Annotated in this window: 15 protein-coding genes; 9 read left to right on the top strand and 6 right to left on the bottom strand. The window is 61.6% G+C overall.

Features of this window, described 5'->3' with window-relative positions:
• The first annotated feature begins 1 nt into the window (after nucleotide 1).
• Both NWV16_RS20935 and NWV16_RS20940 read left to right on the top strand, forming a co-directional pair.
• Entirely contained in the window at nucleotides 2-2,755 is a 2,754-nt protein-coding gene (locus NWV16_RS20935; protein ID WP_065261674.1) for a response regulator, read from the top strand.
• Between the two features lie 83 nt (nucleotides 2,756-2,838).
• Nucleotides 2,839-3,828, top strand: coding sequence for a 2-hydroxyacid dehydrogenase (locus NWV16_RS20940; protein WP_260520596.1), 990 nt, complete (start codon nucleotides 2,839-2,841; stop codon nucleotides 3,826-3,828).
• A 4-nt stretch (nucleotides 3,829-3,832) separates the two neighbouring features.
• On the opposite strand, the gene NWV16_RS20945 is transcribed toward NWV16_RS20940, so the two are convergent.
• On the bottom strand, nucleotides 3,833-4,285 hold the full coding sequence (locus NWV16_RS20945) for a hypothetical protein (protein WP_260523562.1): 453 nt from the start codon (nucleotides 4,283-4,285) through the stop codon (nucleotides 3,833-3,835).
• 133 nt (nucleotides 4,286-4,418) lie between these two features.
• Here NWV16_RS20945 and NWV16_RS20950 point away from each other — a divergent pair, with 133 nt between their 5' ends.
• Both NWV16_RS20950 and NWV16_RS20955 read left to right on the top strand, forming a co-directional pair.
• Nucleotides 4,419-4,853 carry a hypothetical protein gene (locus NWV16_RS20950; protein WP_260520597.1) on the top strand — a complete coding sequence of 145 codons (435 nt, stop codon included), beginning with the start codon at nucleotides 4,419-4,421 and terminating at the stop codon, nucleotides 4,851-4,853.
• A complete protein-coding gene (locus NWV16_RS20955) occupies nucleotides 4,853-5,257 on the top strand; it encodes an META domain-containing protein (RefSeq protein ID WP_260520598.1) in 405 nt (134 codons plus the stop codon). Before NWV16_RS20950 ends, NWV16_RS20955 begins: the two co-directional genes overlap by 1 nt.
• Before the next feature lie 45 nt (nucleotides 5,258-5,302).
• Here NWV16_RS20955 and NWV16_RS20960 read toward each other — a convergent pair whose 3' ends face one another.
• Nucleotides 5,303-5,770, bottom strand: coding sequence for a TlpA disulfide reductase family protein (locus tag NWV16_RS20960; protein WP_260520599.1), 468 nt, complete (start codon nucleotides 5,768-5,770; stop codon nucleotides 5,303-5,305).
• A 114-nt stretch (nucleotides 5,771-5,884) separates the two neighbouring features.
• Between NWV16_RS20960 and arsC the strand changes: the two genes are divergently transcribed.
• From arsC to NWV16_RS20975, 3 genes are read left to right on the top strand one after another with little or no spacing between them, the layout of a single operon-like run.
• Nucleotides 5,885-6,238: an arsenate reductase (glutaredoxin) gene (gene arsC / locus NWV16_RS20965; protein ID WP_260520600.1), complete on the top strand. Its 354-nt coding sequence runs from the start codon at nucleotides 5,885-5,887 to the stop codon at nucleotides 6,236-6,238.
• Nucleotides 6,235-6,831 (top strand): NAD(P)H:quinone oxidoreductase, encoded by a 597-nt coding sequence (gene wrbA / locus NWV16_RS20970; protein ID WP_260520601.1) that lies wholly within the window; start codon nucleotides 6,235-6,237, stop codon nucleotides 6,829-6,831. The genes arsC and wrbA overlap by 4 nt, the downstream gene beginning before the upstream one ends.
• 1 nt (nucleotide 6,832) lies before the next feature.
• Nucleotides 6,833-7,258, top strand: a complete 426-nt coding sequence (locus NWV16_RS20975; protein WP_260520602.1) for a DUF2069 domain-containing protein — start codon at nucleotides 6,833-6,835, stop codon at nucleotides 7,256-7,258.
• 51 nt (nucleotides 7,259-7,309) lie between these two features.
• Here the strand turns inward: NWV16_RS20975 and NWV16_RS20980 are convergent, their stop codons facing one another.
• Nucleotides 7,310-7,984, bottom strand: coding sequence for a DNA-3-methyladenine glycosylase I (locus NWV16_RS20980; RefSeq protein WP_065261658.1), 675 nt, complete (start codon nucleotides 7,982-7,984; stop codon nucleotides 7,310-7,312).
• Nucleotides 7,985-8,130: 146 nt separating this feature from the next.
• A complete protein-coding gene (gene ttcA / locus NWV16_RS20985; protein WP_260520603.1) occupies nucleotides 8,131-8,955 on the bottom strand; it encodes a tRNA 2-thiocytidine(32) synthetase TtcA in 825 nt (274 codons plus the stop codon).
• 289 nt (nucleotides 8,956-9,244) lie between these two features.
• On the opposite strand from ttcA, the gene NWV16_RS20990 reads away from it, so the two are divergent.
• Both NWV16_RS20990 and NWV16_RS20995 read left to right on the top strand, forming a co-directional pair.
• Nucleotides 9,245-9,847 (top strand): Yip1 family protein, encoded by a 603-nt coding sequence (locus tag NWV16_RS20990; RefSeq protein WP_260520604.1) that lies wholly within the window; start codon nucleotides 9,245-9,247, stop codon nucleotides 9,845-9,847.
• Nucleotides 9,848-10,004: 157 nt separating this feature from the next.
• Nucleotides 10,005-10,499 (top strand): SprT family zinc-dependent metalloprotease, encoded by a 495-nt coding sequence (locus tag NWV16_RS20995; RefSeq protein WP_007957760.1) that lies wholly within the window; start codon nucleotides 10,005-10,007, stop codon nucleotides 10,497-10,499.
• A gap of 37 nt (nucleotides 10,500-10,536) precedes the next feature.
• Here the strand turns inward: NWV16_RS20995 and NWV16_RS21000 are convergent, their stop codons facing one another.
• The gene (locus NWV16_RS21000) at nucleotides 10,537-11,718 is read right to left on the bottom strand and encodes a CaiB/BaiF CoA transferase family protein (RefSeq protein WP_260520605.1); all 1,182 of its coding nucleotides are present in this window, start codon (nucleotides 11,716-11,718) and stop codon (nucleotides 10,537-10,539) included.
• Nucleotides 11,719-11,863: 145 nt separating this feature from the next.
• Nucleotides 11,864-13,198, bottom strand: a complete 1,335-nt coding sequence (locus NWV16_RS21005; RefSeq protein ID WP_260520606.1) for a dicarboxylate/amino acid:cation symporter — start codon at nucleotides 13,196-13,198, stop codon at nucleotides 11,864-11,866.
• Nucleotides 13,199-13,410 lie beyond the last annotated feature (212 nt).

The raw sequence follows: 13,410 nt of genomic DNA on the forward strand, positions 1-13,410 counted from the left end.
CGTGCTCAAGAAACTGGGAATCAAAGGTCGCGTATTGTTGCTGACCCTGTTGCCGACCAGCCTGATGGCGCTGGTGCTGGGCGGCTATTTCACCTGGATGCAGCAGTCCGACCTGCAGTCCCAATTGATGCAGCGCGGGGAAATGATCGCCGAACAGCTCGCGCCGCTCGTGGCGCGGGCCATGGGTCATGGCGATGCCGAATGGCTTGAGCGTATTGCCACCCAGTCCCTTGAACAACCCGACGTGCGCGCGGTGACCTTCCTGGCGCCCGACCGCTCGCCACTGGCCCACGCCGGCCCGACCATGCTCAATCAGGCCCCCAGCGGCGACAGCACGCAATTGCTGCGCCGCAGCGGCAACGATGCCACTCGCTATCTGCTGCCGGTATTCGGCAAGCACCGCAATCTGGCCGGCGAGATGATCCCTGAAGAGTCCGACCGGCTGCTCGGCTGGGTCGAGCTGGAACTGTCGCATAACGGCATGTTGCTGCGCGGTTACCGCAGCCTGTTTGCCAGCCTGTTACTGATTGCTGCGGGGCTGGCCGGCGCCGCGCTGCTGGCGGTACGCATGGGCCGCACGATCAATCGCCCGATCAGCCAGATCAAGCAAGCGGTCGCCCAGCTCAAGGACGGTCACCTGGAAACCCGCCTGCCGCCGCTCGGCAGTCAGGAGCTGGATGAATTGGCGTCCGGCATCAACCGCATGGCCGGCACCTTGCAAAACGCCCGGGAAGAACTGCAGCACAGCGTCGACCAGGCCACCGAAGACGTACGCCAGAATCTGGAAACCATCGAGATCCAGAACATCGAACTGGACCTGGCCCGCAAGGAAGCCCTGGAAGCGAGCCGGATCAAATCCGAATTCCTCGCCAACATGAGTCACGAAATCCGCACGCCGCTCAACGGCATTCTCGGTTTCACCCACCTGTTGCAGAAAAGCGAACTCACCCCGCGCCAGCTCGACTATCTGGGCACCATCGAAAAATCCGCCGACAGCCTGCTGGGGATCATCAACGAAATCCTCGATTTCTCGAAAATCGAGGCCGGCAAACTGGTACTCGACCACATCCCGTTCAACCTGCGCGACCTGTTGCAGGACACCCTGACCATCCTCGCCCCTGCCGCCCACGCCAAGCAGCTGGAACTGGTGAGCCTGGTGTACCGCGACACACCACTGTCGCTGGTCGGCGACCCGCTGCGGCTCAAGCAGATCCTCACCAACCTGGTGAGCAACGCCATCAAGTTCACCCGCGAAGGCACCATCGTCGCCCGCGCCATGCTCGAAGAAGAACACGAAGACAGCGTGCAACTGCGCATCAGCATTCAGGACACCGGCATCGGTCTGTCGAACCAGGACGTGCGCGCGCTGTTCCAGGCCTTCAGCCAGGCCGACAATTCGCTGTCGCGTCAGCCCGGCGGCACCGGTCTGGGGCTGGTGATTTCCAAGCGTCTGATCGAACAGATGGGTGGCGAGATCGGGGTCGACAGTACGCCTGGCGAAGGTTCGGAATTCTGGATCAGCCTGAGCCTGCCCAAGACCCGCGACGATGCCGAAGACCTGCCCGCCGCACCGTTGCTCGGGCGCCGGGTTGCGGTGCTGGAGAACCACGAGCTGGCGCGTCAGGCCTTGCAGCATCAACTGGAAGACTGCGGCCTCGACGTCACGCCGTTCAATACCCTGGAAAGCCTGACCAATGGCGTCACCGGCGCCCACCAGACGGATCAGGCCATCGACCTCGCGGTGCTCGGCATCACCAGCAACGACATGCCGCCGGAACGGCTCAACCAGCACATCTGGGACCTGGAACATCTCGGTTGCCGGGTATTGGTGTTGTGCCCGACCACCGAGCTGACACTGTTCCATCTCTCGGTGCCCAATCCTCACAGCCAGCTCCAGGCCAAACCGGCCTGCACCCGCAAGTTGCGTCGAGCGTTGTCGGACATGGTCAATCCACGACCCATGCGCAGCGACCCCGGCGAACCCTTGTCGAGCCGTGCGCCGAAAGTGCTGTGCGTCGACGACAACCCCGCCAACCTGTTGCTGGTGCAAACCCTGCTCGAAGACATGGGCGCCAAGGTACTGGCCGTGGAAAGCGGTTATGCCGCCGTCAAGGCGGTGCAGAACGAATCCTTCGATCTGGTGCTGATGGACGTGCAGATGCCGGGCATGGACGGGCGTCAGAGCACCGAGACCATCCGCCAGTGGGAAAGCGAACGGCATTGCACGCCGCTGCCGATCGTCGCCCTTACCGCCCATGCCATGGCCAACGAAAAACGTGCCCTGCTGCAAAGCGGCATGGACGACTACCTGACCAAGCCGATCAGCGAGCGTCAACTGGCCCAGGTGGTGCTGAAGTGGACCGGCCTTGCGTTGCGCAATCAGGCCCCGGACCGCGGGGGCGAAAGCCTGACGGGACAGCAGGACCTGCCGGTCCTCGATCACGAAGAAGGCTTGCGCCTGGCTGCCGGCAAGGCGGATCTGGCGGCGGACATGCTCGCCATGCTGCTGGCCTCGCTCGAGGCCGACCGCGAAGCCATTCGCGCTGCCCGCGACAGTCAGGATCAGAACGCTCTGCTCGAGCGGGTCCACCGCCTGCATGGCGCGACCCGCTACTGTGGCGTGCCGCAATTGCGCGCAGCCTGCCAGCGCAGCGAAACCCTGCTCAAGCAGGAAGACCCCAAGGCTTCCAGCGCTCTGGATGAACTGGAGCGGGCGATCAATCGTCTGGCGGCACAAGCGAAGATCAGCGCCTGATCCACGGCAATGCCGATCCGCGCTGGCGCGGCTAAAGTTGACGCGGGTGAATCGCGCCCGCGTCGATGCTTCAGGAGAATTGCATGCGCACGATCGTTTTCAGCAGCCAGACCTACGACCGCGACAGCTTCCTCGCCGCCGACTGCCCGGCCGGCATCGAACTGCACTTCCAACCGGCCCGGCTCAGTCTGGATACTGCACCGCTGGCCGAGCGGCATGACGTGGTCTGTGCCTTCATCAATGATGACCTCGGCGCGCCTGTGCTGGAGCGTCTGGCAGCCGGCGGAACCCGGCTGATCGCGTTGCGCTCGGCCGGTTACAACCATGTCGATCTGGGCGCTGCCAAACGTCTGGGACTCGACGTCGTTCGGGTTCCAGCCTATTCGCCCCATGCGGTGGCCGAGCATGCGGTGGCGCTGATTCTTGCCCTCAACCGCCGGCTGCACCGGGCCTACAACCGCACCCGCGAAGGCGATTTCAGCCTGCACGGTCTGACCGGCTTCGATCTTGTCGGCAAAACCGTCGGCATTGTCGGCACCGGCCAGATCGGCGCGACGTTCGCGAAAATCATGCACGGCTTCGGCTGCGAACTGCTGGCCTTCGACCCGTTCCCGAACCCGGCCGTGGAAGCCTTGGGCGCGCGTTATCTGAGCTTGCCGCAACTGCTCGAACAATCGCAGATCATCAGTCTGCATTGCCCGCTCAACGAACAGAGCAAACACCTGATCAACCGCCATTCGCTGGCGCACATGCGGCCCGGGGCGATGTTGATCAACACCGGGCGCGGCGGCCTGGTGGACACACCGGCGCTGATCGAAGCCTTGAAGGACGGTCAGTTGGGCTATCTGGGGCTGGACGTTTATGAAGAAGAGGCGCAACTGTTTTTCGAGGACCGTTCCGACCTGCCGTTGCAGGACGATGTGCTGGCACGTTTGCTGACCTTCCCCAACGTGATCGTTACCGCGCACCAGGCATTCCTGACCCGCGAGGCGCTGGGCGCCATCGCCACGACCACGTTGCACAATATTGCGACCTGGGCGGCGGGATCACCGCAGAACCAGGTCGAAGGCTGAAACCTCAGTGAGGTCCGGTCGGGGATAGTGTGGACGCGAGGATCAGCAGCCCCAACCAGCCGAAACCGAAAAACCGCTGTTTGAGGGAGTGACCACTGCGCAACAGGAACCAGACAAAGACCATCGGCATCAGGAACGCCATGATCTTCAACCAGCCTTCAACCGGACGCACGCCGTCGGCATTCAACTGAGGTGTGGCCGCTCGTTCGGCCTGCTGTCGACGCCGGCGACCGGCCGCGGCGGGCATGACTTTGGGTTCGGGGGCAGACGCAGGGGCTGCGGCGAACGTTTCAGGGACAGCCTTGTTGCGCGGCAGGCTGCCGAAGGAAATCGTCGACGCAGAGGCCGGTCGTGCAGCCTGTGCCTGTTCCTCCGCCATTGGAGCGCCACAATGAATGCATGCTGTCGCTTCGGAACTGATGTTCCGCTTGCATTCATAACATTCGATCAATGCCATGTTCCGTTCCTTAGAAAAGTTGGCGGCAGTTTGCCACGACTGCACGGCCGATTTGAACCGGATCGAAGGTCGCAAGCCCGCGTCATCCTGCAATCGCGCCCGTGCTAGCATGTCGCGCATATTTGGAGGACCCATGGTCGAACACGATTTCCGCTACACCCTGATGAACCCGCAACACACCCTCACCGAATGCCGCGCCCTGGTTCCGGGCCGTTATCAGGTCACCGGCAACGGCGGCTCGATCCGTATCGGCGATGTGCTGTTGGTGACCCTCAAAGGCAGCAAGGACCTGTCCATGCGCCTGACCGTCGAAACCGTGCGCCACCTGATCAATCCGCCGGGACAATGGACCGCCATGACCTCCGGCCCGGTGTTCGGTGAACTGGCGATCCATACCTGGCAAGTCAACTGCGACAGCTGCGCCAAAGAACTGAGCTTCGAATTCGCGGTAGATGCCAGACTCGGCAAAACGGCTGAAAAACCGGCCGCCACGGCACGCATCGCCGAACTGGGCTGGAAGGCCGTCGGCGACCGGCACCTGTGCCCGAAATGCCAGGAGCCGGCGTGATGAAGCATCTGGCCCTGACCGCCGCTGTGAGCGCCGGCCTGATGGGTTGCGCCGCAGAACCTGTGCAACTGCAACAGGACCGCAGCTACATACTGGAATGGATCGGCGAACGACCGCTGATCGACTACAGCCACCTGACCGTGACCCTCGGCGAAGATGGCCGGGCCTATGGCAACGGTGGCTGCAATCACTGGTTCGCGCCCTATACCCTCGACGGCGACAGGCTCAGCTTCGGCAAGATCGGCAAGACCCGCAAATTGTGCGCGCCTGCTCTCATGGAGCAGGAACAGCGGTTCCTGCAGGCATTGGAGAAAGTGCAGCGCTGGGACGTTTCCCCTATCGAGCAGATGCGCTTCTGGCCTGCCGAAGGCAAGCCGTTACGCTGGTGGCTGGAAGAGGGTTGATCCTGTCGGACCGAAAGGCTCCCACGCAATGCGTGGGAGCGCTCCTCAGTTGGTCGCCTTCAACGCGTCAAGCTTCGCCATCACCCCCGCCGCCGTCTGCTCGCCCATCAACTGTTCACGCACCTTGCCCTTGTTGTCGATGATGTAGGTCACCGGCAAGGCTTCACTGCGCGGCAGCTCGAACACGTCCGCCGGATCCTGCGCCAGCACGGTGAACCTGATGCCGAGTTTCTCGCTGGCAGCTTTCAGCTCTTCACCCTGCACATTGTCGAAGTTGACCCCGAACACACCGATCTTCTTGCCCTTGAGCTCATCGGCCAGATGATTGAGTTCCGGAATTTCCGTGCGGCACGGACCGCACCATTCGGCCCAGTAATTGAGTACGACCCATTGCTTGTCCAGGCGCTCGGAGGCGACCTTCTGCCCGTTCTGATCGATGCCATAGTCGTTACCGCAGCCCCCCAGCATCAACGCTCCGATGAACGTCAATGCCGCTGCCAGTGCCCGTGTCATGTCGTGTTCCTTGTAAAAAATTGAATGCGCCTGCGACCCATCGCCTCCCAAGGTTCTGGATTGCGCGCTGCACAGTTAGAATAGCCGCCACTCTACGCAAGAAGCGACCCGCCCATGACCGATCTGACGCTTTATCACAACCCGCGCTGCTCGAAATCCCGCGGCGCGCTCGAACTGCTCGAAGCCCGCGGCCTCACGCCAAACGTGGTGCGCTACCTCGAAACGCCGCTGGACGCCGCGCAGATCAAGGCCCTGCTCGGCAAGCTGGGGATCAGCGCCCGGCAACTGCTGCGCACCGGCGAAGATGAGTACAAAACCCTGAATCTGGCAGATGCCAGTCTCACCGAGAAACAATTGATCGAGGCGGTCGCCGCGCATCCGAAGCTGATGGAGCGCCCGATTCTCGCAGTGGGCGACAAAGCCGTCATCGGCCGTCCGCCGGAGCGGATCCTGGAGCTGTTGCCGTGAGTGCGCCGTACATTCTGGTCCTCTATTACAGCCGCAGCGGCTCGACCAACGAGATGGCCCGACAGATCGCCCGTGGTGTCGAACAGGCCGGCCTCGAAGCCCGTCTGCGCACCGTGCCGGCAATCTCCACCGAGTGCGAAGCGGTTTCGCCGGACATTCCTGATGAAGGCGCCCTCTATGCCACGCTGGATGACCTGAAGAACTGCGCCGGCCTGGCCCTCGGCAGCCCGACCCGCTTCGGCAACATGGCCGCACCGCTCAAGTATTTCCTCGACGGCACCAGCAACCTGTGGCTGACCGGCGCGCTGGTCGGCAAACCGGCCGGGGTGTTCACCTCCACCGCCAGCCTGCACGGCGGGCAGGAAACCACGCTGCTGTCGATGATGCTGCCGCTGCTGCACCACGGCATGCTGATCACCGGCCTGCCCTACAGCGAGTCGGCGCTGCTGGAAACCCAGGGTGGCGGCACGCCGTATGGCGCCAGCCATCACGCCGGGGCTGACGGCAAAAGCGGTCTCGATCAGCACGAAGTGGCGCTCTGCCGTGCATTGGGCGCACGTCTGGCCAAAACGGCCCTGAAACTGGGGAGCTGAAATGGCCAGAAAGCCGAAAGTCCTGCCCGCCGTCGAATGGCTGGAGCCACGGGTGCGAGCGATGCGGGTGATCAGTCTGCTGTGCTTTTTCGGTCTGGCCGGACTGCTCGCCGCGTATTACCTGGTGTTCGCCGACCTGCATGGCGCACGGCCGTGGGTGATTCTGCTGATCGAGCTGATCCCGTGGCTGGTGCTGGCACCAGGGATGGTCATGGGCAGCGCCCGCGGGCATTCGTGGATGTGCTTTGTGGTGAACCTGTATTTCATCAAGGGCGCACTGGCGGCGTATGACCCGAGCCGCCAATTGTTCGGCGTACTGGAGATGATCGCCAGTCTGGCGGTGTTCTGCTCGGCGTTGCTGTTTGTGCGGTGGCGGTATCAGTTGAATCGCAAACTGGCGGGCGAAGGCGAAGTTTCCGTCGCCTGACAGCTGTCCCGAGATCGTTCCCACGTTTTGCGCAGGAACGATCACTCGGTCTCAATGATTGACGGTGTAAGCCAGCATCATCGAAATCTGGCTCATCGGCCGCCCGCCGCTTTCTTCGTGCCACTGATTGAATGCGTTCTGCACCGTCGCCAGATCCCGCAGACTGCTTGGCACCTTGTCGACGATCTTCTGTGCATTCAACGCCGCAACCACGTCATAGCTCGGGACGAAGGTGTCCTTGCCGACCATGCGCAGGAAGCGCGGCGCCGACAGCCCGCCCAATTGATGGCCGTGCTTTTTCAGATACGTCCACAAACCGACGATGTCGGTCACCGGCCAGTCGGCCAACAATGCGCCGAAACTGCCCTTCTCTTTCTCGACGTCCAGAATGAACTGCGCATTGCGCGGCACGCTTTTCAGTTTGCCCAGATGACGGATGATCCGCGCATCCTGCATCAGCCGCTCCAGGTGCTCGGCGCTCATCAGCACGACTTTTTCCGGATCGAACCTGAAGAACACTTCTTCGAAGGCCGGCCACTTGGCGTCCACCAGACTGTGTTTGAGTCCGGCCCGGAACACCCGCAGGGCCATGGTCGAGAGGTAGCGGTCATCGCTGACCTGGCGCAGTTGCGCCGGGGTCTTGGGGACGGGCAGATGGGCTTCCAGTTCAGCCGCCGAACCGAAGCGGTTCAGACAGTATTCGTGCAGCCACTTGTAGTCGCGCATGCCCTCTCCTTTTGAATGAAACGAGAAACCAATGTGGGAGCGGGCTTGCTCCGGGCGGCGATCCGACGAAGACTGAGTGTCAGTCGACTCATGCATCGACTGGTACACCACCTTCGCGAGCAAGCCCGCTCCTGCTTGGATTGTGTTTACAGGTTTACGACATTGACGAAACGCGAAGCGGCGGTTTCATCAATCTTCAGGCTGGTGAAGTCGAACAGGTTGCGGTCGGCCAGTTGCGACGGCACCACGTTCTGCAGGCTGCGGAAAATGCTTTCGGTGCGGCCCGGGGTCTTGCGCTCCCAGTCCTGAAGCATTTCCTTGACCACCTGACGCTGCAGGTTCTCCTGGGAACCGCAGAGGTTGCACGGGATGATCGGGAACTGCTTGAAGTCCGAGTAGGCCTGGATGTCTTTTTCGTTACAGTAGGCCAGCGGACGGATCACCACGTTACGGCCGTCGTCGGCACGCAGCTTCGGCGGCATCGCCTTCAGGGTGCCGTTGAAGAACATGTTGAGGAAGAACGTCTCGACGATGTCGTCGCGATGATGACCGAGGGCCATCTTGGTCGCGCCGATCTCGTCGGCAAAGGTGTACAGCGTGCCGCGACGCAGGCGCGAGCACAGCGAGCAGGTGGTCTTGCCTTCCGGCACCAGCTCCTTGACCACCGAGTAGGTGTCTTTCTCGACGATGTGGTACTCGATGCCCAGCTCTTTCAGATAGGCCGGCAGCACATGCTCGGGAAAGCCCGGCTGCTTCTGGTCCATGTTCACCGCGACGATGTCGAACTTGATCGGCGCAACCTTCTGCAGGTGCATCAGCACGTCGAGCATGGTGTAGCTGTCCTTGCCCCCGGACAGGCAGACCATGACCTTGTCGCCGTCTTCGATCATGTTGAAGTCGGTGACTGCTTCGCCGGCCAGGCGGCGCAGGCGCTTTTGCAGTTTGTTCTGGTTGACCGTAAGAGTGCCCATGACGCGAAATCCGTGAGGTGTGACGAAAGGCGGGCATTTTACGCAAAAACACCGGGGTTGTGGCCACAGGTTGTCGCCCCCGGCGATGCCCGCTCGCACAGACCTCACCGCGATTACCCCGCCGGTTTACAGCGCGATTTGCTCTAAGACCCTGATACCTGTGCGGTTAAGTCCTTCCTATACTGCGACATAAGGTCGCACACAATCTGAAGACCTGTATTTGCTCGGCCGCATTGGCCCGTAGGCGCTCCGCTGGGGGGCGATGGCAATAACGAGAGGAGTGACTGGCATGATCCATCACGTAGTGGGACTTTTTACCCACCCCGATCAGGAATGGAAGGAAATCCGTGGCGACCAAGAGGAAAGCATCAGCCACATGTACCTGACGCACACGCTGATCCTGGCGGCGATCCCCGCCGTCTCGGCGTTCATTGGAACGACACAGGTCGGCTGGGTGATCGGCAATCGCGCACCGGTGATGCTCACCGTCGAAAGCGCGTTGTGGATGACCATCATGTCGTATCTGGCCATGCTGGCGGGCGTCGCGGTGATGGGGGCCTTCGTGCACTGGATGGCCCGCACCTATGACGCCAACCCGAGCCTGGCCCGCTGCGTGGCATTCGCCACCTACACCGCGACACCGTTGTTCGTCGGCGGGCTGGCGGCGCTGTACCCCCACATGTGGCTGGGAATGATCGTCGGCACGGCAGCCATCTGCTACACGGTGTATCTGCTGTATGTGGGTCTGCCGACGTTCATGAACATTCCGTCCGACGAGGGCTTCCTGTTTTCCAGCTCGGTGCTGGCGGTGGGGCTGGTGGTGCTGGTCGCCATCATGGCGTTTACCGTGATTGTCTGGGGACTGGGCGTGGGGCCCGTCTATACGAACTAGCGCGTTTTACCGCCGAGAAGAACAAGATCCGCCAACACAGGCCGCCGCAAGGCGGCCTTCTCACGCCAGGGAAAAGCACCACGACCATTCGGCAGTTCGGCGATACGCAAGGCCGGACGGTTGCGGCATACTCCGACTCTCTGGAGATCCATCAAGCATGCCCGAGCAACTCAATACCCGCGTCGAAGACTGTTTCCAACTCGCTGAATCCTTTTTCAAACGTCCTTTCAAACGCCCCGTGGTGAGCCTCAAGCTGCGCGGGCAAAAAGCCGGCGTCGCGCATCTGCACGAGAACCTGCTGCGCTTCAATCCACAGCTGTACCGGGAAAACACCGAACATTTCCTCAAGCAGACCGTGGCCCATGAAGTCGCGCACCTGATCGCCCATCAACTGTTCGGCGACCGCATCCAGCCCCACGGCGAGGAGTGGCAACTGATCATGCGCGGCGTCTACGAATTGCCGCCGGACCGCTGCCATACCTATGAAGTCAAGCGCCGCAGCGTGACCCGCTACATCTACAAATGCCCGTGTGCCGATAGCGATTTTCCGTTTTCGGCCCAGCGTCACAGCCTGGTCAGGCAGGGGCGACGGTATCTGTGCCGCCGATGCCGAAATACATTGGTGTTCAGTGGCGAGATGCGGGTCGAGTAACCCTTCAGCTCGTTCTTACGCTCTGCGTTGGAACGAGCTATAAAACGACTTTCGCCGCACGCAATTCGGCAATCCGCTCAACACTCAAGCCCAACTCCCCCAACACCTGATCCGTATGCTGCCCCAGCGCCGCGCCGACATGCCGGGGCGGCGGCAACGCTTCAGAGAACTTCAGCGGACAAGCGATCTGCGCTTGCGTCGAGCCATCCTCGCGCGGTACCCGAGTCACCAGTTCCCGCGCCTGTAATTGCGGATGCTGCACCGCTTCGCCCAGTTTCAGCACGGGTTCCACGCAGGCATCGATACCGGCGAACCGTTCGCACAGCTCGGCAAAGTCATGCTTCTCGAATTCCACCTTCAAGGCCTCCTTGAGTGCACGTTGCTGCTCGGGTCTGGGTGACAACCCCTGCGCCGCCAGTTCAGGCCGGCCCAGCGCCGCACACAGGTGCTGCATGAAACCCGGCTCCAGACTGCCCACCGCCATCCAGCGCCCGTCCCGGGAGCGGTAATAGTCATAGAAACTGCCGCCGTTGAGCATCTGGTCCTCCCAACCCGGTTCTTCACCGCAGGCCAGATACCCGGCACCGGCCATGGCGTTCAGGCTGAATGCACAGTCGGTCATGCTCACATCCAGGTGCGTCCCCTGCCCGGTCTGTTGGCGGGCGATCACCGCCGCGAGCAGACCGATCACTCCGTGCAGCGAGCCACCGGCGACATCCGCCACCTGCATGCCCAGCGGCAACGGCCCGCTGTCGGCCCGCCCGGTGTAGCTGGAGAGCCCGGCCAGCGCCAGATAATTGATGTCGTGGCCGGCGCGATCCCTGTATGGCCCGGTCTGGCCATAACCGGTGATCGACACATAAATCAGCTTCGGATTGATCGCCTTCAGCGCCTCGTAACCCAGGCCCAGCCGTTCCATCACCCCGGGGCGGAACTGCTCCAGCACGATGTCGTAATCCGTCAGCAGCTGCTTGATCAGTTCCAGCGCTGCGGGCTGCTTGAGATCCAGTGCGAGACTGCGCTTGTTGCGATTCAGATAAGCATGGCTGGCCGAAATCCCCTGATCGTGAGGCGGCAGTACCCGCACAAGGTCAAGCCGGGTCGGCGATTCGATGCGCAGCACCTCGGCGCCCATGTCCGCCAGCAACAGCGAGGCGAACGGGCCCGGCAGCAGGGTCGAGAAATCCAGAATCTTCAGTGAGGCCAGCGGTGCAGACATGGGCGATCTCCATCAACGATGCTTGCAGCCTAGGCAGCCGTCGACGATGGGGCAATTACCGGATGCATCAGTTGTGCTGACTGTTTTGCTCAAACCGCAGTCAAGAAAAAACCCGCCGAAGCGGGTTTTTCCATTCAAGCGATGCTTATTTCACGTTGCTCGGGGTCGGGCCCTCGGCCACACCCAGGTCGTCTTCGTGACGCTGATCAACGATACCGCGACCGCCCGAGGCCAGCTCGGCGTCCAGTACGTCGGTGTCCAGTTCCTTGACCCACTTGGCCACAACGATGGTGGCAACGGCGTTGCCGACAAGGTTGGTCAGGGCACGGGCTTCGGACATGAAGCGGTCGATACCCAGGATCAGTGCCAGACCGGCCACCGGCAGGTGACCGACCGCCGACAGGGTGGCGGCCAGCACGATGAAGCCCGAACCGGTCACACCGGCGGCACCTTTGGAGGACAGCAGCAACACCACCAGCAGGGTGATCTGGTGAGTGATGTCCATGTGGGTGTCGGTCGCCTGAGCGATGAACACGGCCGCCATGGTCAGGTAGATCGCGGTACCGTCGAGGTTGAACGAGTAACCGGTCGGGATCACCAGACCCACTACCGATTTCTTCGCGCCCAGACGCTCCATTTTGATCAGCATGCGTGGCAGTACCGATTCCGACGAGGAAGTGCCGAGTACGATCAGCAGTTCTTCACGGATGTAGCGGATCATCTTCAGCACGCTGAAGCCGTGCATGCGGGCGATGGCACCCAGCACGATCAGGATGAACGCCAGGCAAGTGATGTAGAAGCAGGCCATCAGTTGACCCAGCTGCACCAGCGAGCCGACACCGTAGGCGCCGATGGTGAAGGCCATCGCACCGAAGGCACCGATCGGCGCGAGCTTCATGATCATGTTGATGATGTTGAACATCACGTGAGCGAAACGATCGATGAAGTCCAGGATCGGCTTGCCGTAGGCACCCAGGCGATGCAGGGCGAAACCGAAGATCACCGAGAACATCAGCACTTGCAGGATGTCACCGGTGGCGAACGCGCCGACGATGGTGGTCGGGATCACGTTGAGCAGGAAGCCGACAACGCTCTGGTCAGCGCCTTGCTGCACGTAGGTGGCGACTTTCGAGGCGTCGAGAGTGGCAACGTCGATGTGCATGCCGTTGCCCGGCTGCACGATGTTGACCACGATCAGGCCGACCAGCAGGGCGATGGTCGAAACGATTTCGAAGTACAGGAGTGCGTAACCGCCGGTCTTGCCCACCGATTTCATGCTCTGCATGCCAGCGATGCCGCTGACCACGGTGCAGAAGATGATAGGGGCGATGATCATTTTGATCAGTTTGATGAACCCGTCACCCAGCGGCTTCACGGCCACACCGAGCTGCGGGTAGTAGTGGCCGAGCGCAATACCGATACAGATTGCGACGATCACCTGGAAATACAGGGATTTGTACAGTGGCTGACGAGTCGTCATTGCAAAGTTCCTCAAGAGTCCCGCGTGGCAACATCCATCTGTTGTACGCGACACTTGAATTGCGAACCCTCCTGCACTGGAGGGATTTGTTGTGTCGAACGACGCTTGCCCGGACCGGCTCGGCGCACGTTTCTGTCGCTCTTATCGCAAACGTCGTGCCACTTTGGTGCAAATCGCTGCAAGCCTTTTGATATCAGGGGATGCAGGTTTTT

Source organism: Pseudomonas sp. BW7P1 (assembly GCF_024981055.1).
GTDB classification, from domain to species: domain Bacteria; phylum Pseudomonadota; class Gammaproteobacteria; order Pseudomonadales; family Pseudomonadaceae; genus Aquipseudomonas; species Aquipseudomonas bananamidigenes.

What these genes read in the sequence shown, in the direction of transcription:
- NWV16_RS20995 (WP_007957760.1), top strand. Translation starts at nt 10,005, where the DNA reads ATGCCCGAGCAACTCAATACCCGCGTCGAAGACTGTTTCCAACTCGCT.
- NWV16_RS20990 (WP_260520604.1), top strand. Translation starts at nt 9,245, where the DNA reads ATGATCCATCACGTAGTGGGACTTTTTACCCACCCCGATCAGGAATGG.
- arsC (WP_260520600.1), top strand. Translation starts at nt 5,885, where the DNA reads ATGACCGATCTGACGCTTTATCACAACCCGCGCTGCTCGAAATCCCGC.
- NWV16_RS20945 (WP_260523562.1), bottom strand. Translation starts at nt 4,285, where the DNA reads ATGGCATTGATCGAATGTTATGAATGCAAGCGGAACATCAGTTCCGAA.
- NWV16_RS21005 (WP_260520606.1), bottom strand. Translation starts at nt 13,198, where the DNA reads ATGACGACTCGTCAGCCACTGTACAAATCCCTGTATTTCCAGGTGATC.
- ttcA (WP_260520603.1), bottom strand. Translation starts at nt 8,955, where the DNA reads ATGGGCACTCTTACGGTCAACCAGAACAAACTGCAAAAGCGCCTGCGC.
- NWV16_RS20980 (WP_065261658.1), bottom strand. Translation starts at nt 7,984, where the DNA reads ATGCGCGACTACAAGTGGCTGCACGAATACTGTCTGAACCGCTTCGGT.
- NWV16_RS20960 (WP_260520599.1), bottom strand. Translation starts at nt 5,770, where the DNA reads ATGACACGGGCACTGGCAGCGGCATTGACGTTCATCGGAGCGTTGATG.
- NWV16_RS20940 (WP_260520596.1), top strand. Translation starts at nt 2,839, where the DNA reads ATGCGCACGATCGTTTTCAGCAGCCAGACCTACGACCGCGACAGCTTC.
- NWV16_RS21000 (WP_260520605.1), bottom strand. Translation starts at nt 11,718, where the DNA reads ATGTCTGCACCGCTGGCCTCACTGAAGATTCTGGATTTCTCGACCCTG.
- NWV16_RS20950 (WP_260520597.1), top strand. Translation starts at nt 4,419, where the DNA reads ATGGTCGAACACGATTTCCGCTACACCCTGATGAACCCGCAACACACC.
- NWV16_RS20975 (WP_260520602.1), top strand. Translation starts at nt 6,833, where the DNA reads ATGGCCAGAAAGCCGAAAGTCCTGCCCGCCGTCGAATGGCTGGAGCCA.
- NWV16_RS20955 (WP_260520598.1), top strand. Translation starts at nt 4,853, where the DNA reads ATGAAGCATCTGGCCCTGACCGCCGCTGTGAGCGCCGGCCTGATGGGT.